Annotated in this window: 12 protein-coding genes and 1 pseudogene; 7 read left to right on the top strand and 6 right to left on the bottom strand. The window is 72.1% G+C overall.

The window, feature by feature from the left end:
* The 4 genes and pseudogenes from ACZ6A9_RS32210 to ACZ6A9_RS32195 all read left to right on the top strand — a co-directional run.
* A pseudogene (locus ACZ6A9_RS32210) lies at nt 1-94 on the top strand (ABC transporter permease); the annotation flags it as partial.
* The gene (locus ACZ6A9_RS32205; protein ID WP_468993164.1) at nt 87-962 is read left to right on the top strand and encodes an ABC transporter ATP-binding protein; all 876 of its coding nucleotides are present in this window, start codon (nt 87-89) and stop codon (nt 960-962) included. The pseudogene ACZ6A9_RS32210 and the gene ACZ6A9_RS32205, both read left to right, overlap by 8 nt.
* Before the next feature lie 141 nt (nt 963-1,103).
* A complete protein-coding gene (locus ACZ6A9_RS32200; RefSeq protein WP_468993161.1) occupies nt 1,104-3,302 on the top strand; it encodes a CDP-glycerol glycerophosphotransferase family protein in 2,199 nt (732 codons plus the stop codon).
* Entirely contained in the window at nt 3,299-4,957 is a 1,659-nt protein-coding gene (locus tag ACZ6A9_RS32195) for a glycosyltransferase family 2 protein (protein WP_468993158.1), read from the top strand. The genes ACZ6A9_RS32200 and ACZ6A9_RS32195 overlap by 4 nt, the downstream gene beginning before the upstream one ends.
* A 137-nt stretch (nt 4,958-5,094) precedes the next feature.
* Here ACZ6A9_RS32195 and ACZ6A9_RS32190 read toward each other — a convergent pair whose 3' ends face one another.
* The 4 genes from ACZ6A9_RS32190 to ACZ6A9_RS32175 all read right to left on the bottom strand — a co-directional run bounded on the left by ACZ6A9_RS32190 (nt 5,095) and on the right by ACZ6A9_RS32175 (nt 13,482).
* Entirely contained in the window at nt 5,095-6,684 is a 1,590-nt protein-coding gene (locus ACZ6A9_RS32190) for a hypothetical protein (RefSeq protein WP_468993155.1), read from the bottom strand.
* Nucleotides 6,685-6,829: 145 nt separating this feature from the next.
* Nucleotides 6,830-11,782 (bottom strand): NAD-glutamate dehydrogenase, encoded by a 4,953-nt coding sequence (locus ACZ6A9_RS32185; protein ID WP_468993152.1) that lies wholly within the window; start codon nt 11,780-11,782, stop codon nt 6,830-6,832.
* Between the two features lie 469 nt (nt 11,783-12,251).
* The gene (locus ACZ6A9_RS32180) at nt 12,252-12,929 is read right to left on the bottom strand and encodes an HAD family hydrolase (RefSeq protein WP_468993148.1); all 678 of its coding nucleotides are present in this window, start codon (nt 12,927-12,929) and stop codon (nt 12,252-12,254) included.
* A 46-nt stretch (nt 12,930-12,975) separates the two neighbouring features.
* Entirely contained in the window at nt 12,976-13,482 is a 507-nt protein-coding gene (locus ACZ6A9_RS32175; RefSeq protein ID WP_468993145.1) for a DUF6912 family protein, read from the bottom strand.
* Nucleotides 13,483-13,806: 324 nt separating this feature from the next.
* Between ACZ6A9_RS32175 and ACZ6A9_RS32170 the strand changes: the two genes are divergently transcribed.
* On the top strand, nt 13,807-14,730 hold the full coding sequence (locus tag ACZ6A9_RS32170; protein WP_468993143.1) for an Rv3235 family protein: 924 nt from the start codon (nt 13,807-13,809) through the stop codon (nt 14,728-14,730).
* A 90-nt stretch (nt 14,731-14,820) separates the two neighbouring features.
* Here ACZ6A9_RS32170 and secA read toward each other — a convergent pair whose 3' ends face one another.
* Nucleotides 14,821-17,667, bottom strand: coding sequence for a preprotein translocase subunit SecA (gene secA / locus ACZ6A9_RS32165; protein WP_468993140.1), 2,847 nt, complete (start codon nt 17,665-17,667; stop codon nt 14,821-14,823).
* 281 nt (nt 17,668-17,948) lie between these two features.
* Here secA and ACZ6A9_RS32160 point away from each other — a divergent pair, with 281 nt between their 5' ends.
* Nucleotides 17,949-18,518 carry a GNAT family N-acetyltransferase gene (locus ACZ6A9_RS32160; RefSeq protein WP_468993135.1) on the top strand — a complete coding sequence of 190 codons (570 nt, stop codon included), beginning with the start codon at nt 17,949-17,951 and terminating at the stop codon, nt 18,516-18,518.
* Nucleotides 18,519-18,567: 49 nt separating this feature from the next.
* The gene (locus ACZ6A9_RS32155; RefSeq protein ID WP_468993131.1) at nt 18,568-19,755 is read left to right on the top strand and encodes a winged helix-turn-helix domain-containing protein; all 1,188 of its coding nucleotides are present in this window, start codon (nt 18,568-18,570) and stop codon (nt 19,753-19,755) included.
* An 11-nt stretch (nt 19,756-19,766) separates the two neighbouring features.
* Here the strand turns inward: ACZ6A9_RS32155 and ACZ6A9_RS32150 are convergent, their stop codons facing one another.
* Nucleotides 19,767-20,513 (bottom strand): response regulator, encoded by a 747-nt coding sequence (locus tag ACZ6A9_RS32150; protein WP_468993128.1) that lies wholly within the window; start codon nt 20,511-20,513, stop codon nt 19,767-19,769.
* Nucleotides 20,514-20,575 lie beyond the last annotated feature (62 nt).

The raw sequence follows: 20,575 nt of genomic DNA, 5'->3' as shown, positions 1-20,575 counted from the left end.
CGTGTGGGCGTTCGCGGTGGGCTGGGCGCTGCTGGCCGGCGTGGCCGGCTTCGTCTACTTCTGGAAGTCCGAGGAGAGGTACGGCCGTGGCTGACAGCACCGCCGAGAAGGTCCCCACCGTCATCGCCGACGGCGTCGACATCGTCTACCGGGTCAACGGAACCGGCGCCGGACGCGGCTCCGCGACCGCCGCCCTCAACCGCATCCTGCGCCGCGAGCGGGCCGAGAGGGCCTCCGGGGTACGCCGGGTGCACGCCGTGCGGAACGTGTCCTTCGTCGCGTACCGGGGCGAGGCGATCGGTCTGATCGGGACCAACGGCTCCGGCAAGTCGACCCTGCTCAAGGCCGTCGCCGGACTGCTCCCGGTGGAGAACGGCCGCATCTACACCGACGGCCAGCCCTCCCTGCTCGGCGTCAACGCGGCGCTGATGAGCGACCTGACGGGCGAGCGCAACGTCCACCTCGGCGGGCTCGCGATGGGCATGTCGCGCGAGGAGATCAGGACCCGCTACCAGGAGATCGTCGACTTCTCCGGCATCAACGAGAAGGGCGACTTCATCACCCTGCCGATGCGCACCTACTCCTCCGGCATGGCGGCCCGGCTGCGCTTCTCCATCGCCGCCGCCAAGGACCACGACGTCCTCCTCGTCGACGAGGCCCTGGCCACCGGCGACCGCTCCTTCCAGAAGCGCTCGGAGGACCGGATCCGGGAGCTGCGCAAGCACGCCGGGACGGTCTTCCTGGTCAGCCACAACAACAAGTCCATCCGCGACACCTGCGACCGCGTGCTGTGGCTGGAGCGCGGCGAGCTGCGCATGGACGGGCCGACCGACGAGGTGCTCAAGGAGTACGAGGCCTTCACCGGGGACAAGTCCGCCAAGCCGAAGCCGAAGCCCCAGGCGGCGGCCACTCCTGAGCCGGCCCCCGAGCCGCAGCCGGCGAAGGTTCCGCTTCCCTCTTAGTCGAGGAGGCCCCGGCGCGGGCCGTGCGGCAGGGGGAGTCCCCGCACCGGCCCGCGCGTCCCCGCATCCACTTCGTCACATTGGTGTCAATATGACCGAAGAGGACTGTCCGGAGCGACGAGCCGCCGAAGGAGCCCCGCGATGCCCGAGCTCAGCGTCATCGTCCACGGGCCGAACACCCAGGACCACCTGACCGGCCTCCTCGGCTCCCTCACCGCGCACCCCCTCCCCGGAGTCGAGGTCGTCGTCGCCGCCGTCGGCGACTGGGCGCGCGAGACGGCGGAGCGGTACACCCCCCACGTGCGGGTGCTGCCGCTGCCCGCCGGCACGACCGACGCGGCGGCCCGGGCAGCGGGGGCCGCGCGGGCCGGCGGCCGCTGGCTGCACTTCGTCCGCGCCAAGGACGGACTGCCGCCCGGCAGCCCGCGCACGGTCGCCGAACGGGCCGCCGAGCTCCCCGACACCGTCGACGTGCTGCTCCTGGACCACCTGCGCAGCACCTGGCGCAGTTCCGGCCTGCCCTCCGCGGACGGCCCCCTCCTCACCCGCGCGGGCCGCACCGAACTCACCCTCGACGACAGCGGCTACCTGCTGCGGCTGACGCCGCTGCTCGGCACCCGCGTCCTGCGCGCCGCCTTCTGGCGGGCGCACGAGGAACAGCTGACCACCGACGACGAACCGCGCGCCGCCCTCGCCGCCCTGCTGCTCGCCGGCCGCGTCGCCTGCCTGCCCCACATCGCCCACGAGGACCGCAGGCTGCGCCCCGCGAGCCTCCCCCCGGTCACCGCCGAACAGCGCTTCGCCCTCGTCGACCGCTACGAGGCCCTCCTCGACCTCGCCCGCGAACGCCCCGCCGTCTACACCGTGCTCTACGAGATCATGGTCCGGGACTGTCTGCGCACCTTCGCCCGCGGGGGCATGCCCGACGGTGTGGCCGAGGAGTTCTTCCACCGTGCCTCCCTGGCCGCCCTGCGCCGCCGTCCCGAGGGCCACCGGCGGCCCGCCGGCCTGGAGGGCATCCGCCGCTCGCTGCTCGAAGAGGGCGCCTACACCAAGTACCGGGCCTTCCAGACCGCCAACCGGGCCCGCCGCGCCGTGCGCTCCACCCTGCGCAGCGGACGGCGCCAGGTCGGTGCCCGCCTCCGCGACCACCAGTACCGCACGGCCCTGCGCCGCCCCGTCGACCCCCACCTCGCGGTGTTCGCGGCCTACTGGAACCGCGGGGTCGCCTGCAACCCCGCCGCGATCGCCGCGAAGCTCGCCGAACTCGCCCCGCACATCCACCCCGTGTGGGTGGTGACCGAGCGGGGCGCGGCCCTGCTTCCGCCCGGCACCGACCACGTCGTCCCCGGCACCCGCCGCTACTGGGAGGTGCTCGCCACCGCGAAGTACCTCGTCAACAACGTCAACTTCCCGAACGCGGTGGTCAAACGCCCCGACGCGGTACACCTCCAGACCCACCACGGCACCCCGCTCAAGCGCATGGGCGTGGACCAGATGCCCTTCCCCGCGGCCGCGCAGGGCCTGGACTTCGACGCGCTCCTCGAACGCGTCGACAAGTGGGACTACAGCGTCTCCAGCAACAGCCACACCACCCGCATGTGGGAGAGGGCCTACCCGTCCCGGTTCGTCTCGCTCGACCACGGCTATCCGCGCAACGACGTCTACTACACCGCCGGCGCCGACGACGTCCGCGCGGTCCGCGACCGCCTCGGCGTCCCGCCCGGCCGCCGGGCCGTCCTGTACGCGCCCACGCACCGCGACTACGAGGCCGGCTGGACGCCCCGCCTGGACCTCGCCGCGCTCGCCGACCGGCTCGGCGAGGACACCGTGCTGCTGGTGCGCGGCCACTACTTCTACGACGCCGGCGTCTCCCCGCTGACCGGTCTGCGCCGCTCCGGCCGCGTCATCGACGTCTCCTCCTACGACCCGGTCGAGGAACTGTGCCTGGCCGCGGACGTCCTCGTCACCGACTACTCGTCGATCATGTTCGACTACGCCAACCTGGACCGCCCGATCGTCGTCCACGCCGACGACTGGGAGACGTACCGCACCACGCGCGGTGTCTACTTCGACCTGATGGCCGAGGCGCCCGGCCCGGTCGCGCGCACCCAGGACGAACTCACCCGGATCCTCACCAGCGACGCCTGGCACGACGAGAGCGCCGCCAAGGCCCGGGCCGCCTTCCGGCACCGGTTCTGCGAGTACGACGACGGCCGCGCCGCCGAACGTGTCGTCCGCCGGGTCTTCCTCGGCCAGGACGAGGCGTCGCTGCCGCCCGTGCTGCCGGTCGGGGAACGCACCCCGGCGCCCACCCCCGAGGAGGCGACCGCGTCATGAACGCCACGCGCACCCCCGACGTCACCGTGACGGTGATCGTGCACAACGACGCCGGACGGCTCCCCCGCGCGGTGGAGTCCGTGCGCCGCCAGACGCACCGCGACCTCGAGATCGTCATCAGCGACGACCACTCCACGGACGACACCCCCCGGGTGGCGCGGGAGCTGGCGGCGGCCGACCCGCGCATCCGGACCCTGCGCCTGCCGGAGAACAGCGGCGGATGCAGCGCGCCGCGCAACCGCGCCCTGGAGATCGCCCGCGCGCCGTACCTGATGTTCCTCGACTCCGACGACGAGCTCCCGCCGGGCGCGGTCGCCGCCCTGCTCGCCGCACACCGCGAACGCGAGATCGACTTCGCGATGGGCGCGGTACGGCGGATCCGGGTGGACACCGGCCGCCGCTCCACCTGGATGCCGCACCTGGTGGCCGAACGCCGCACCCTGGACGGCATCGAGGACGACCCGCGGCTGTTCTTCGAGCACCTGTCGACCAGCAAGATGTACGCCCGCGCCTTCCTCGACCGGCACGACCTGCGCTTCCCCGAGGGCATCCACTACGAGGACCAGCTGTTCTCGGCACAGGCCTACTGTCTGGCGAAACGGTTCACCATCGTCCCCGAGCCGGTGTACCACTGGTACATCGCCCCGTACGCGAGCTCCGACGTGGCGTCCATCTCCAACCAGCGGCACCTGCTCACCAACGTCGCCGACCGGATCCACGTGCAGCGGCTCATCGACACGTTCCTGGTGGAGAGCGGGCACGAGGCGCTGCGCGAGGACAAGGACCACAAGTTCCTCAAGCACGACTTCCGGATGTACGCGGGCGACCTGCCCTACCGGGACGAGGAGTGGCTCGCCTCCTTCGCGGACCTGGTCGACCCGTACCTGGAGACCCTGTCGCCGGGCGCCTACGCCCGTCTCCCCCGCGCCGAGCGGGTGGTGCTCCGGCTGATCCGTGACCGCCGGCTGTCCGAGGCCCGGCTCGCCGCCCGGGGCCTGGGGCACTCCGTCGCCCCCCGGCGGCTGACCACCGACGGGGACGGCCGCACGTACTGGGGCGACCGCGTCCCCCACTGCGTCGAGGCCCGCCGCGAACTGGACCTCACCGACCTGGAACTCGACACCCGGCCCTTCTTCGGCGCCCAGTTCCGGCACGAGGTCACGGAGCTGACCCGTGGCCCCGGCGCGTGCGTCGACCTGAGCGTGCGGACCTACGACCCGGCCCTGCGCCTGCCGGTCGGCCCCCAGCGCGCGAGCCTCGTCGTCTCGCCCGGCCGGCGCCGCCTCACCGTCCCCTTCCGCCTCTCCCCGGTCCGCCCCGGCGTCTTCGAGGGCCGCGTCCGGCTCGACCCGGCGGCGGCAGGCCTCCCGCTGAGCGGCTTCGCGGGGGTGCGCCACCCGCTGGTCCACCTCACCTGCGGCGGCCAGGGCAACCGGAGCGTCCTGCTGGCCCCGCTCGACTTCCCGTCCTTCACCGCCCGCGTCCCCTACCGCTCCGGAGCGGCCCCGCACCGGGTCACCGTCGAGCCCGAGGGCCACATCCCGGGCCGCCTCCAACTCCGCTGGACCCCGACCGGCCTCCCCGCCGCCCTCCGCCCCCTGGCCACCCCCCGCGTACGCCGAGCCGCCCGCCTGGTGGCAAGCGCCCTGCGCTGACACACCCCGCATCCAGCCCGTCCGGCCTGTGAGGACGAGGCCCGCAGGGCCGAACGGGGTCTGGGGGCAGCGCCCCCGGGGACGGGACGGGAAGGGGCGGCGGGGGCGGAAAACCACCCGCTCCCTCCACCCGCACCTCACCTCACCGCGTACAACACCAGCCCCTCCGGCCCCCGGGCCACCACCCGCAGCCCCGGATCACCGAGCAGGCCGCCCCCGCGATCCACCACCCACCGCACCCCGTACTCCCGCTCCACCCCCCGCCGCACGGCCTCCGGCGTCCGAGCCTCGAAGTACACCTCCGTCACCGCCACCCGCCGCTCCTCGTCCGGCAGGAAGAAGTCCGGGTAACCGGGCGCCACCGTGTACCCCCCGTACGCCGGGATCTGCCGCGCCGCCCGCCCCCGCGCCATCACCACGTCGCCGTACCCCACCCACGGCGTGATCCATCCGTACCCCGTCCACGGCGCCCGGTACCGGTCCGCCACCGGCCCCGGCAGGGCGTCACGCGGCACCACGTACCCGAGCGCCCCCGACTGCGCCCACCCGCCGGCCACCAGCGCCCCGCCGAGCAGAACCGCCCACCCGGCCCGCACCCACAGCAGCCCCGCCCGGGCCGCCGCCCCGACGGCCGCCAGGGCCAGGGCCAGCTGCGCCGGAATCACCACCGCCGGCAGCGCCCGCCCCCACGAGTAGTGTCCGCTCACCCACCCCGCCCCGACGATCACCACCCCCAGCAGGAAGAACACCACCAGCGGATCCCTCCGGTCCCGCCACCCCCTGGGAACCAGCGCGGCCACCCCCAGCAGCGCCAGCCCGTACCGCGCGGGCAGCTGCCCGTACAGCACCCGGTGCACCGGCTCCAGCCCGTCCCCTGCCGCTCCGAGCAGCGCGAAGAAGTCGTAGTACGGCCAGGCCCACAGCACCACCACCCCCACCGCCACCGCGACGGCCACCTGACGCCACACCCGGGCGGCCCGCGCCGCGACCAGCGTGGCGACCGCGCCGGCCGAGGCCACGACGCCCGAGAACTGGTGGCACAGCAGGATCACCGCCCACAGCACGCCCAGCCCGACCCACGGCCCCCAGCCCGCCGCCACCGCACGCACTCCACGCACCGCGGGCACGGCCCGCACCTCCGGCGCCGCCGCCCTGCGCAGGCCCCCCGTCAGCGAGGCCCAGAAGTGGAAGGCGAGCCCGAGGGTGAAGGTGCTCGGATACGCCACCGTCAGCGCGAGCGAGCTGAGCCCCAGGAAGCCGCTCCACGCGAACGGAGTGGTGCCCCACAGCAGCAGCAGGCTCAGCAGGGCGAGCGCGGGGGCGGCCGGGTGCGCGCTCAGCGTCCGCACGTACCGCCACACGCCCGTCACCAGCAGCACCAGTCCGGCCACGGCGGCCAGGCGCAGGACGACGAACACGTCGGACCCACTCACCTTGGCCACGCCGCCGAGCAGCACCATCCAGGGCGAGTAGTACGGGCTCGGCGTGTCCGCGTCGACCAGCGGGTTGCCGGGGTCGAGCAGGCCGTGCCCCAGCCGCTGCAGGGTCGCCGCGTGCATGCCCAGGTCCCCGGCCCACGGCAGGCGTACGACGACCAGGCCCAGCAGCGCCAGGACGAGTCCGGCGACGACCAGGGCTATGACCCGGCCGACGGCCGAGGGAGGGGACGGGGCGCCGGACGCACCGGCCCTCCCCGACGCGTCGGACGATGAAAAGCGCACAGTCACACTGGAGCCATTGCCCATAACACCTGGTACCCACCGGTTCGCCCCTGATGCCCACCTAAGGCACCACACGGCGAAGGCGCCCCGGACCGTACGGCCCGGGGCGCCTGTCCACGCCCTGCGTCCTACGAGGCGCGCCGTGCGCCGCCTACGAGTGCGACCGCAACAGCGTCCGCATCGTCCGCATCGCCACCGACAGGTTGGCGAGGTCGAACGCGTCGGAACCGTGGATCTCCTCCAGGGTGACGCGCGCCCGGCCCAGCAGCGCCGCGTTCTCCCGCTCCCACACCTCGAAGCGCTGCTGCGGCGTCGACGCGCCGTCGCCCACCGCCAGCACGTCCGAGGCCACCGCCGCGTGCGCCGCGTACAGGTCCTCGCGGATCGCCGCGCGGGCCATGGACTGCCAGCGGTCGGCGCGCGGCAGCTCGATGATGCGGTCCATCAGCTGGGTGATGCGCAGCCGGTCACCGAGGTCGTAGTACACCTCGGCGACGTCCAGCGGCTCCTTGCCCGTCCGGTCGGCCACCGACACGATGTCGAGGGTCGGGAAGGCGGAGGAGAACCCGGCGACCCGGGTGGCGAGCTCGTCCGGGACACCGGCGCCGCTCAGCTCGTCGTAGATCTTCTGGTACCAGTCGAGGTCCGCGCCGCGCAGCAGCTTGGGCAGCTGAGCCCAGACCTGCTCGACCCGCTCGGCGAAGAACTCCACCGTCTCCGCCAGCTCCAGCGGCTGGGGCCGGTTGTTGAGCAGCCAGCGCGTACCGCGCTCCACCAGGCGGCGCGAGTGCAGCCGGATCCGGGTCTGGACCTCCGCGTCGACCTTGTTGTCGAGGGCCTCGACGCCGTCCCACACCACCGAGGAGCGGAAGATCGCGCGGGCCGCGGTCTGCGCCCGGACGATCTCCTCCAGGGACGCCCCGGTCTCCTCGCGCATCCGGTGCAGGTAGGTCGTACCCCCGGTGTTGACCGTGTCGTTGACCAGCACCGTCGTGGTGATCTCACGGCGCAGCGGGTGGTTGTCGATGCGCTCGGGGAACTGCTCGCGCAGCGCCGCCGGGAAGTAGGCGTGCAGCAGCACCTTCAGGTACGGGTCGTCGGGCAGCGAGGTGTGCAGCAGCTCCTCGGCGACCGTGATCTTCGTGTACGCGAGCAGGACGGCCGTCTCCGGTCCGGTCAGGCCCTGCCCGGAGGACAGCCGCTCGCGGATCTGCCGGTCGGTGGGCAGGAACTCCAGCGCCCGGTCCAGATGCCCCTCGCGCACCAGGTGCTTCAGGAAGCGCTGCTGCGCGTGCATCATGTCCTTGGACTGGGCCAGGGCGTTGGCGATGGCCGTGTTCTGCGCGTAGTTGGTGCGCAGCACCATGGCGCCGACCTCGTCGGTCATCTCGGCGAGCAGCTTGTTGCGCTGCTTGACGGTCATGTCGCCGTCCTTGACCAGACCGTTCAGCAGGATCTTGATGTTCACCTCGTGGTCGGAGGTGTCCACACCGGCGCTGTTGTCGATCGCGTCGCTGTTGAGCCGGCCGCCGTGCAGCGCGAACTCGATCCGGCCGAGCTGGGTCATGCCCAGGTTGCCGCCCTCGCCGACGACGGCGACCCGCAGGTCCTTGCCGTCGACGCGGATGGGGTCGTTGCCCTTGTCGCCGACGTCGGCGTTGGACTCCGTGGACGCCTTGACGTACGTGCCGATGCCGCCGTTCCACAGCAGGTCCACCGGCGCCGTGAGGATCGCCTTCATCAGGTCGGCCGGGGTCATCTTGGTGACGCCGGGCTCGAGGCCGAGGACCTCGCGGATCTGCGCGTTCACCGGGACGGACTTGGCGCTGCGCGGGAAGACGCCGCCGCCGGACGACAGCAGCGCGGTGTCGTAGTCGGCCCAGGAGCTGCGCGGCAGCTCGAACAGGCGGCGGCGCTCGGCGTAGGAGACGGCCGCGTCGGGGCTGGGGTCGATGAAGATGTGCCGGTGGTCGAAGGCGGCCACCAGGCGGATGTGCTCGCTGAGCAGCATGCCGTTGCCGAACACGTCACCGGACATGTCGCCGATGCCGACGACCGTGAAGTCCTGGGTCTGGGTGTCCGTGCCCAGCTCCCGGAAGTGCCGCTTGACGGACTCCCAGGCGCCGCGGGCGGTGATGCCCATGCCCTTGTGGTCGTAGCCGGCCGAGCCGCCGGAGGCGAAGGCGTCGCCGAGCCAGAAGTTGTAGGACTCGGCGACCTCGTTGGCGATGTCGGAGAACTTCGCGGTGCCCTTGTCGGCGGCGACGACGAGGTAGGTGTCGTCCTCGTCGTGCCGGACGACGTCCGCCGGGTGCACGACCTCGCCGGCCACCATGTTGTCGGTGATGTCGAGCAGCGCCGAGATGAACGTCCGGTAGCTGGCGACGCCCTCCGCCATCCAGGCGTCCCGGTCGACGTTCGGGTCGGGCAGCTGCTTGGCGACGAAGCCTCCCTTGGCACCGACCGGCACGATGACCGTGTTCTTCACCATCTGCGCCTTGACCAGGCCGAGGATCTCCGTACGGAAGTCCTCGCGGCGGTCCGACCAGCGCAGGCCGCCGCGCGCGACCTTTCCGAAGCGCAGGTGCACGCCCTCGACGCGCGGCGAGTACACCCAGATCTCGAACGCCGGGCGGGGCGCGGGCAGGTCGGGGATGGCCGTCGGGTCGAACTTCATGGAGACGTAGTCGTGCGGCACGCCGCCGCTCGCCTCCTGGAAGAAGTTGGTGCGCAGCGTCGCCTTGATGACGGTGAGGAAGGAACGCAGGATGCGGTCCTCGTCCAGCGAGGCCACCTGGTCGAGGGCGGCGTCGAGCTCCTCCAGCAGGGCGTCCACCAGTTCGTACCCGGCGCGCTGCCGGTCCGGCGACATCCGCGCCTCGAACAGGGAGACGAGCAGCCGGGTGGTGTGGACGTTGTGCCGGAGGGTGTCCTCCATGTAGTCCTGGCTGAAGGTCGAGTTCGCCTGGCGCAGGTACTTGGCGTAGACCCGCAGCACCATGGCCTGACGCCAGGTCAGCCCCGCGCTCAGCACCAGGGCGTTGAAGCCGTCGTTCTCCGCCTGGCCGGTCCAGGTCGCCGCGAAGGCCTCCTGGAACCGCTCGCGGGCGTCGTCGCCGAAGTGGTCCGGCCCGCCGCCGGGGGCCTTGGGCATGCGCAGGCCGAAGTCGTAGATCCAGGCCACGCTCCGGTCCGCGCAGCGCAGCTCGTACGGCCGCTCGTCGACGACCTCGACGCCCAGCCGCTGGAGCACGGGCAGCACCGCGGAGAGGGAGACGGCCTCTCCCTTGCGGTAGATCTTGAAGCGGCGCTCCCCGGGGGCGGCGCCGACCGGCTCGTACAGGCTGAGCTCGAAGTCGCGCTGCTCGTCGAGGAGTTCGACGCGGGCCAGGTCGGCGACCGCGCTGCGCGGGGAGTGGTCGGCCTTGTACCCCTCGGCGAACGCCCCGGAGTAGCGGCGCAGCAGCTCGGCGGCGCGCTCCTCGCCGAACTCGGCGTTCAGCGCCTCGGCGAAGCCGTCGGCCCAGGAGCGGGCGGCCTCGACCAGCCGGGCCTCGATGCGCTCCTTGTCGGCCTCGGACAGCTCGGGCAGTTCGGTGCCCTGCGGGACGCGCACCACGAAGTGCAGCCGGGAGAGGACCGACTCGGTGTTCCACGCGGTGAAGTCGACGCTGATGCCGCCGAGCTCCTCCTTGAGGATGTCGATGATCCTGAGGCGCACACCGGTGGTGTAGCGGTCGCGCGGCAGGTAGACGAGGGCGGAGTAGTAGCGGCCGTACTCGTCCTGGCGCAGGTAGAGCCGCAGCCGGCGGCGCTCCTGAAGGTAGAGCACCGAGGTGACGATGGCCTGGAGCTCGTCGGCCGGGGTCTGGAACAGCTCGTCGCGCGGGTAGGTCTCCAGGATCTGCAGCAGGTCGCGCCCGTCGTGGCTGTGCGGGGTGAAGCCGGCCTGCTCCAGGACCTCCTCGACCTTGCGGCGGATCACCGGCACCCGGCGCACGGACTCGGTGTACGCGGCGGACGAGAACAGTCCGAGGAAGCGCCGCTCGCCGACGACGTTGCCGTCCGCGTCGAACTTCTTGACGCCGATGTAGTCCAGGTACGAGGGCCGGTGCACGGTGGCCCGGCTGTTGGCCTTGGTCAGCACCAGCACCTTGTGCTCGCGCGCCTTGGCCCGCGCGTCGGCGGGCAGCCGCTGGAAGGACGGGCTGACCGGGTGGCTCTCGTCCTCGGCGTGGTGCGGGTCGGAGCGCAGTATGCCGAGGCCGGTGCCCGGGACGGCGGCCAGGGAGTCGTCCTCGCGCAGTTCGTACTCGCGGTAGCCGAGGAAGGTGAAGTGGTCGTCGGCGAGCCAGCGCAGCAGTTCGCGGGCCTCCTCGACCTGCGGCGCGGGCAGGTCGGCGGGGACGGGCTCGGCGGGCAGCGCCTCGGCCAGCGCGGTCGCGGCCTGGCGCATCTTGCCCCAGTCCTCGACGGCCTCGCGGACATCGGACAGCACGCGCAGCAGGTCGACGGTGATCTGCTTGAGGTCGCCGCGGTCGGTCTCGCGGTCGATCTCCACGTGGATCCACGACTCGACGTGCGCGTCGTGCGGCAGGTCGCGCGTGTCCTGGGGGAGGTCGCCGCCGACCGGGGTGGTGAGCACCTCGATCAGCTTGCCGGTCACGTCACGGCGGACCACGATCTGCGGGTGGATGACGACGTGGATGCCACGCCCCTGGCGGGTCAGCTCGTTGGTGACGGAGTCGACCAGGAAGGGCATGTCGTCGGTGACCACCTCGACGACGGAGTGGCTGCACGTCCAGCCGTTCTCCTCGACGCTCGGGGTGTGGACCCGGACGTTGGCGGTGCCCTGCGGACGGCTCTCGGCGAGCCGGAAGTGCGAGAAAGCGGCTCCGAAGACGTCGACCGGGTCACGGTCGGTCAGGTCCTCCGGGGCGGTGTGCAGGTAGTAGCGCTGGAGGAACTCGAGCACGGTGTCCCGGTCGGGCATGCCCTTGTCCGTCGTCCCAGTCGGCAGTTTCCCCCCGGCCGGGCTGTTCTCAGCTACCCGGGCAGCCCTCTCGAGCAGCTCGGCCTTGGCTTCGTCCAGCTTGGTCTGCATGGTCCTCTGGCTCCTGTCGCGCGCCGTTGCGTGACGTAGAAGGAAGTACGGTCTCCGACCTCGTGGTGCGGTGGTACGACACGGGGTGTCCGGTCTGTGCCGACGCTATGCCGCGAGATGAGAGGAGCGGGGGCTTCTCGGCCGAATTCGATGTACTCGGCGAGTGTGACTCTGCTCTCGGTGAGGCCTGCCCCCCAGGGGTGCGCCGCGTCCCGAGCCGCCCGCGAAGACCAGCGACCGCCGCCCGGTCACGGATGTCGTCCGTGCACGCCGGGCGCACAGCAGGGACGCTCAGGCCCCCGCGAGCTATCGCGCTGATCACGCCACCCAGGCTATCGCTCCGCACAGGGCCCCCGTCATGAGCCGTATGTGTACAAAACAGAGGTCCGAACTTTGACGTTCTGCACAGTGCCTTTTCCGGCCGCACCACCCTCCGGCCGCCTCGGGGGTTCGTCGCGGCCGGGGACGGTCAGGCGGCCGACGCCAGACGTTCCGCCTCCGCCACCGCCTCCTGGAGGGTGTCCACGACCGGGACCCCCGCCCCCGCGGCCTCCAGGCTGGCGCGCCCGTGGGAACCGCCGGTGTACAGCACGGCGCGGGCGCCCGCGTGCCGTGCGGCCAGCGCGTCGTCGGCCGCGTCGCCGATCACCACCGTGCGCGCCGGGTCGACCCCGGTCAGCGCGCCGAGGTGACGCACCATGTGCTCCGCCTTGCTGCCCCCGGACGGTCCGGTCCGCCCGTCGACCCGCACGAAGTGGGTCTCGATCCCGAAGCCCCGCACCAGCGGGACCAGGTCCTCGTGCCCGTACATGCTGAGGATCGACTGGCTGCGGCCGGCCCCGGCCCAGCCCGTGAGCAGCTCCACCACGCCCGCGGCGAGCCCGCACCGCAGCCGGTGCTCCGTGTAGTGGCGGTGGAAGGTGCTGTCCATCAGCTCCCACTCCGCCTCGGTCGGCAGCCGCCCCATGAGCCGCTCGTAGAACCTGGGCACCGGCACGCAGTACAGCTCCCGGTACCGCTCCAGCGTGACCGGTTCCAGGCCCAGCTCGGCGAACGCCGCGTTCGTCGCCCCGATGACCGCGTCGACGTCGTGGAACAGCGTGCCGTTCCAGTCCCAGACGATGTGCCCGTCCGTGTGCATCCCCATGCCCGAAAACGTACCCGCCACCACGGACATTCGGCAGACCCGCCGGTCAGCCGATCAGGTGGGGGATCTCCTGGGTGGCGTACCACAGCAGTTCGTGGTCCTCGGCCCCGTCCACGGCGTCGCGCGCCTCGTCGTCACCACCGTCCGCCGCGGGCAGCGCCCGCGCGGCGGCCGCCACGTCCGGCTCCGCGTCCGCCGCGTCCACGTGCACCGCGGCCGCCTTCGCCAGCCGTACGGACCCGGCGACCCGCACCTCGCCGGGCGCCGTCGCGTCGGGCCCTGCGTCGGGGCCGGGCCGGGCCGCGTCGTCCGACACCTCGACGGCGACGACGACCCGGCGCCGCGGCGCGTCCGCGTCGGCCGCGAGCAGCCGCAGGGAGGCCAGCGCGGCGCCGCTCAGCGCGGCGTACTCCAGTTCCTCCAGGTCGTCGGAGGCGTACCACTCGCGCAGCGCGGGCGTCACGGCGTGGGCGAGGAACGGTCCGTCACCCAGCTGCCCCGTCCTGTACGCCTCGGCGAGCCCGGGGAGGGTCAGGGGGACGTAGACGCGCATGGTGGGCCGCTTTCGTGTGGTCCGGGGGTCCGCAAGGCCCTTCAGGATACGTCCCGGTGCGCCCTATCGGGTTCTGCCCATACCCCCGATCACGTCAACCCGGGGCCCGGACGTCACCCGGTGCGCCCGCCCGAGCACTGGCCCAACGGCCCTCCAGTCACTCGGATAAGTGAATTCCGGTACCTCTCGGACCCGCCCCCGGCTGCTTGCCACCGCCCTCCTTCACCCCGTACAAGATCCCCGACTGGAAGTTACCGCCCGGTATCCACGGCTCCCCCGCCGCGGGCACCGGGCCCACCGAACGGGGTCCCCTTGAACAAGGTCATGACCAGACACCGCCGCCCCACCCCCCTGCCCCCCGCCCACGGCAGCCGCCCGGCGCCCGCCGCCGAAGACCGCCACGCCCCGCCCTCCGCCCCCACCGGCCCGCTGCGGGCACCCGCGACCACCGCCGCCCAGCCCCCGACCGCCGGCACCGGCCCACAGCCCCTCCTCGCGGCCCGCCCCCGCCCACCGCACCCGTCCACGACACGCCCCACCCGGCCCCCGGCCGACGACGGCACCCCACAGGGACCGTCCACCACCCGCCCGTTCCACCCCCACGCGGCCGACCCGGGACAGCCCGCGACCGCCGGCGGGGAACGGCCGTCTCCCACCGGCACCGCCCCGCCCCGCACACCCACCCTCGCGACCGCTGCCGCCCCCTCCCCCGGTGGGCGCAGGCCGGGCGCCGCCGGCCTGTCACGGCGGCCCGCCGACAACCGTCCGGGCGGCCGCGCGGCCCGCGGGCGGGGGCCCGCCTCCCCGGCCGTCCCGGGCCGGGGCGCCCGGACCTCACCGGCGGCGGGCCGCGCCCCGCTCGTCGTCCCGCGCGCCGCCGAACGGCCCACCCGGCGGCCCCTCCCCCCGGTCCGGCCCACCGACCGCTTCGCGGAACTGCTCCTCGCCGTCCTCAGCGGCCAGCGCCCCGTGCACGCGATGCTGCGGCACACCGCGGGCCAGGCCTACGACGAACTCGTGAGGCTCGCCGAGCGCGGACCGCTGCGCACCCGGGGCGCCCGTCCCGTCGTACGCGACATCGGCTGGTTCGAACCCCGAGAGGGGGCCATCGAGGTGTTCGCCCGGATCGGCGCCGGGGACAGGCTGCGCGCCATGGCCTTCCGCCTGGAACGGGGCCGCGATCTGCGCTGGCGCTGCACCGCCGTCGAACTGGGCGGCCCCCGCCCCCGGCACGCCGGCCTCCGCTGAGCCCCCCATGACACGCCCGAGGGCCGGACACCCTGGGGTGCCCGGCCCTCGGCCCGCTCACGGCCGCTCCGTCCCCGGAGCGGCCACCGCTCACTTCTTGCGGCGACGCCCGCCCCGCGCCTGCTTGCGCCGCTCCGCGCGCGTCAGGCCGTCCGCCTCGGAGCGCACCGGCTCGTCGTCGGTGGCGAAGTCGCCCTCGACGGTGCCCCCCTCGCCGTCCACCGTCGGCGCCGAGAAGTGCATCTTCCGCCGCTGCGGGGCGTCGAGCCCCTTGGCGCGGATCTCCGGACGGGGTCCCGCCTGCGCGGGCACCGCGTCCTGCTTCTCCAGGTCGGCCACCGGCTTGACGTCCTCGACCGGGACCTCCTCGACCTGCTGCTCGACCTGGACCTCCAGGTTGAACAGGTAGCCGACGGACTCCTCCTTGATGCCGTCCATCATCGCGGTGAACATGTCGAAGCCCTCGCGCTGGTACTCCACCAGCGGGTCCTTCTGCGCCATGGCGCGCAGGCCGATGCCCTCCTGGAGGTAGTCCATCTCGTAGAGGTGCTCGCGCCACTTGCGGTCCAGGACCGACAGCACGACCCGGCGCTCCAGCTCACGCATGATCTCGGAGCCGAGCTGCGCCTCGCGGGCCTCGTACTGGGCGCGGATGTCGTCCTTGATGGACTCGGAGATGAACTCCGCCGTCAGACCGGCCCGGTCACCGGCCTCCTCCTCCAGCTCCTCGACGGTGATGCTCACCGGGTAGAGCTGCTTGAACGCGCCCCACAGCCGGTCCAGGTCCCAGTCCTCGGGGAAGCCCTCGGCGGTCTCCGCCTGGACGTAGGCGTCGATGGTGTCGTCCATGAAGTGCTGGATCTGCTCGTGCAGGTCCTCGCCCTCCAGCACCCGGCGACGCTCGCCGTAGATGACCTCGCGCTGGCGGTTCATGACCTCGTCGTACTTCAGGACGTTCTTGCGCGTCTCGAAGTTCTGCGTCTCCACCTGCGACTGGGCGGACGCGATCGCACGGGTGACCATCTTGTTCTCGATCGGCACGTCGTCCGGCACGTTCGCCATGGACATCACGCGCTCCACCATCTGGGCCTTGAACAGCCGCATCAGGTCGTCACCGAGCGAGAGGTAGAAGCGGGACTCGCCCGGGTCGCCCTGACGGCCGGAACGACCGCGCAGCTGGTTGTCGATCCGCCGCGACTCGTGCCGCTCGGTGCCCAGGACGTACAGGCCGCCGATCCTCTCGACCTCGTCCTTCTCGGCCTTGACCGCCTCCTCGGCGCGCGCCATGGCCTCGGGCAGGGCGTGCGCCCACTCCTCGATGTGCTCCTCGGGGTCGAGGCCGCGCTGGCGCAGCTCCGCCTCGGCGAGGTCCTCGGGGTTGCCGCCGAGCTTGATGTCCGTACCGCGGCCGGCCATGTTGGTGGCCACGGTGACGCTGCCCTTGCGGCCGGCCTGGGCGACGATCGACGCCTCCCGCTCGTGGTGCTTGGCGTTCAGCACCTCGTGCTGGATGCCGCGCTTGCTGAGCTGCTGGGAGAGGTACTCGGACTTCTCCACCGACGTCGTGCCGACGAGGATCGGCTGCCCCTTGCGGTGCTTCTCCTCGATGTCGTCGACGACCGCCTCGAACTTGGCGACCTCGGTGCGGTAGATCAGGTCGGACTGGTCCTTGCGGACCATCGGCCGGTTGGTCGGGATGGGCACCACGCCGAGCTTGTAGATCTGGTGGAACTCGGCGGCCTCGGTCATCGCCGTACCGGTCATGCCGGACAGACCGGGGACTTCCTTGCCGTCGTGGTCGTGGCGCTTGTAGAGGCGGAAGAAGTTCTGCAGCGTGATCGTGGCGAGCGTCTGGTTCTCGTCCTTGATCGGCACCGCTTCCTTGGCCTCGATGGCCTGGTGCATGCCCTCGTTGTACCGGCGGCCGGCGAGGATACGGCCGGTGTGCTCGTCGACGATCATGACTTCGTCATCGATGATGACGTAGTCCTTGTCCTTCTTGAAGAGCTCCTTGGCCTTGATGGCGTTGTTCAGGTAGCCCACCAGCGGGGTGTTCACCGACTCGTACAGGTTGTCGATGCCGAGCCAGTCCTCGACCTTGGCGACGCCCGACTCGTGGATGGCGACCGTGCGCTTCTTCTCGTCGACCTCGTAGTCGCCGGTCTCCTCGATGCCCTTGAGCGGGTTTCCGGGCTCGCCGCGCTTGAGACGCTTGACCAGCTTGGCGAAGTCGCCGTACCACTTGGTGGCCTGGTCGGCCGGGCCGGAGATGATCAGCGGCGTACGGGCCTCGTCGATGAGGATCGAGTCGACCTCGTCGACGATGGCGAAGTTGTGGCCGCGCTGGACGAGCTCTTCCTTGGACCACGCCATGTTGTCGCGCAGGTAGTCGAAGCCGAACTCGTTGTTCGTGCCGTAGGTGATGTCGCTGGCGTACTGCTCGCGGCGCTGGGCCGGCGTCATGTTGGCGAGGATGCAGCCGACGCTCAGGCCGAGGAAGCGGTGGACGCGGCCCATCATCTCGGAGTCGCGCTCGGCGAGGTAGTCGTTCACCGTGATGATGTGGACGCCCTCGCCGGACAGGGCGTTCAGATACGCGGGCAGGGTGCCGACGAGGGTCTTGCCCTCACCGGTCTTCATCTCGGCCACGTAACCCATGTGGAGCGCGGCGCCGCCCATGATCTGGACGTCGTAGTGCCGCTGGCCCAGCACGCGCTTGGCGGCCTCGCGGACGGTGGCGAAGGCCTCGGGCAGCAGGTCGTCCAGGCTCTCACCGTCGGCGTAACGCTGCTTGTACTCATCGGTGAGGGCCCGCAGCTCGGCGTCGGAGAGGCCTTCGAAGTCCTCTTCGATGGAGTTGACCTGGTCCGCGATGCGGTGCAGCTTGCGCAGGATTTTGCCTTCGCCTGCACGCATGATCTTCGAGAGGACGGACACGGGGGTTGGTCTCCTTGCCGGTCGGGCCTGGGACGGTCGGTTTCCGTTTCACTGACTGAGCAACGGCCATCGTATGCGAGGACCCCGTCACGCCGGGAGGCCTGCCGCGGGGGTGGGCGTCGGCTGTTCCTCATCCGCTTCACGGCCGCTTCGTAAAGAACAACGTCCCGGGCCGCCCGATGGTGCCGCACCGGCCCGGCGAATCGCGCGAAGGGTGATCATCACCTCACGCACGGCGAAAGCGATGGCGCGCCGCACCGCCGCGTGAGCAGAATCGGCCGATGGAACCCGTCACGCTCACCACCGACCGTCTCCTGCTGCGCCCGGTTGGCCCGCAGGAGACCGACGCCGTGTACGCGATCTGCCAGGACCCGGACATCCAGCGCTGGACCACGATCCCCTCCCCGTACCGGCGCGAGCACGCACGGGGGTTCACCGAGCAGATGGCACCCGACGGCTGGGCGAACGGCTCGATGTTCACCTTCGGTGTCTTCCTGCCCACCGGGGAGCTCACGGGCATGCTCAGCATCACCATGCGGTCCCTCGGCGCCGGCGAGATCGGTTTCTGGGGGGCGAAGGAGCACCGTGGCAACGGCTACGTCACCGAGGCCGCCGTCGCCGCCTCCCGCTGGGCGTTCACCCGGATGTCGATCGACCGCGTGGAGTGGCGTGCGGAGGTGGGCAACGTCGCCTCCCGCGCGGTGGCGGAGCGGGCGGGCTTCACCATCGAGGGCGTCCTGCGCGCCTCGATCAACAACAAGGGAGTGCTGCGGGACTGCTGGGTGGGTTCCCTGCTCCCCTCCGACCTGGGGCTCGCCTCCACGGCGCCCTACGTGCCCGCGAAGCGGTGACGTCCGAACCCCCCGCCGCTGTCAGTGGCGCCCTCTATCGTGCGGACGTATGACGACCCTTCCGCGTCCGACCACGGAACTCTCGGCCGACGAGGCCCGCCGCATCGCCCTGCGCGCCCAGGGCTTCCTCGGTGCCCCCGACCGCCGCTCCGGCGTGCGGGGGGTCCTCCGCCACCTGGGCGCGGTGCAGCTCGACACCATCTCCGTCCTGGCCCGTTCCCACGAGCTCATCCCCTACGCGCGGCTGGGCGCGGTCGGGCGCCGCACCGTCGAGGAGGCCTACTGGAAGCAGCCCTCCCGGCCGGCGCACGCGTTCGAGTACTGGTCGCACGCCGCCTGCATCCTGCCCGTGGAGGAGTGGCCGCACTTCGCCTTCCGCCGCCGCGCCTACCGCGCCCGCCCGCTCTGGAACCACGAGCTGCCCGACGGCACCTACGACCAGGTGATCAAGCAGCTCCGCACGGAGGGCCCGCTCACGGCGACGGAACTGGGCGGCGCCAAGCGCACCAGTGAGTGGTGGGACTGGTCCGGCACCAAGGTCGCCGTGGAGCGGGCCCTGATGCACGGCGAGGTGGTGTGCGTCGAGCGCCGCGGCTGGAAGCGGGTCTACGACCTGGCCGAGCGCGCGATCCCCGCGGACCTGCTGGGCGACGAGCCGGACGACGCCGAGTGCCTGCGCCGCCTGGTCGGGCTGGCCGGCCGCTCCCTCGGCGTCGGTACGCGCGCGGACATCGCCGACTACCACCGGCTCAAGGGCGAGCAGGTCGACGCGGTGATCGCCGACTCGGGCCTGGTCCCGGTGACGGTGGCGGGCTGGTCCAAGCCGGCCTGGGCGGATCCGGCCGCCCTGGCGACGCCGGCGCGCGGCCGGCACCGCACGACGCTGCTGTCGCCGTTCGACTCCCTGATCTGGGACCGGGCGCGCACGGAGCGGCTCTTCGGCTTCACCCACCGCCTGGAGGCGTACGTCCCCAAGCCCAAGCGGGTGCACGGCTACTTCGCGATGCCCGTCCTGGCGGGCGGGCGGCTCGTCGGCCGGGTCGACCCGGCCCGTGAGGGCCGCACGCTGGTCGCCAAGCAGGTCACGATGGACGACCGCAAGGCGGCCCCCGCGGTGGCCCGGGCCCTGGTGGAGGCGGCGGGCTGGGTGGAGTGCACCGACGTCCGCGTGGAGCGGGTCGACGCACCCGGCCTGCGTGAGGCCCTCACCCGGGAACTCGCCCTGGCCCTCGCCTGACTGACCCGCTCTCAGCGGATCTCGAGGATCTTCTCCCGCATCGCGTAGACCACCGCTTCCATCCTGGAGTGCAGCTGGAGCTTCTCCAGGATGTTGCGCACGTGGTTCTTCACGGTGTTCTCGGAGATGAAGAGCTCCTTGGCGATGTCCCGGTTGTTCATCCCCGTGGCCACGAGCTTGAGGACTTCCAGTTCACGGTCCGTCAGCCGGGGCGCCGGCACGAGGCGGCGCTCGTCGGTGCGCTGGATCATCGACTTGAACTCGGTGAGCAGTTTCGACGCCATGGACGGGCTGATCTGGGACTGCCCGTCGGCGACCGCGCGAATGGCGGTGGCCACCTCGTCGGTGGAGATCTCCTTGAGGAGGTAGCCGGTCGCGCCCGCCTTGATGGCGTCGTAGAGATCGGCTTCCTCGTCGCTGATGGTCAGCATGATGATCTTCGCGCTGGGGGCGACCTCCTTGATGGAGGTGCACGCCTCGATCCCGCCCCGCTTGGGCATCCGCACGTCCATCAGGACGATGTCCGGCAGCAGGTCGGCGGCCTTCTCCACGGCCTCGGCGCCGTCCCCCGCCTCTCCGACGACCTGGATGTCCTCCTCGGCCGCGAGCACGATCTCCAGTCCGCGGCGGAACAGCGCGTGGTCGTCCACCACAAGGACTCTGATCGGCTCCTTGCGTGAAGTGTCCCCGTCCGGGCCCATGCCGACGACGCCGCCGCCGGCATCCTCGTCCCGCATCGGTCCGAAGCTGTCCGCCATCGTTCCTCCCCCTGAAGGCTGCGGCCTGTGGTCCTGACCATCGCCAACCCAAGGCAACGGCC

This window comes from Streptomyces sp. NPDC041124 (assembly GCF_055592385.1).
Note: the sequence above shows the minus strand (reverse complement) of the source record. Positions and strands in the feature narration are given on the sequence as shown.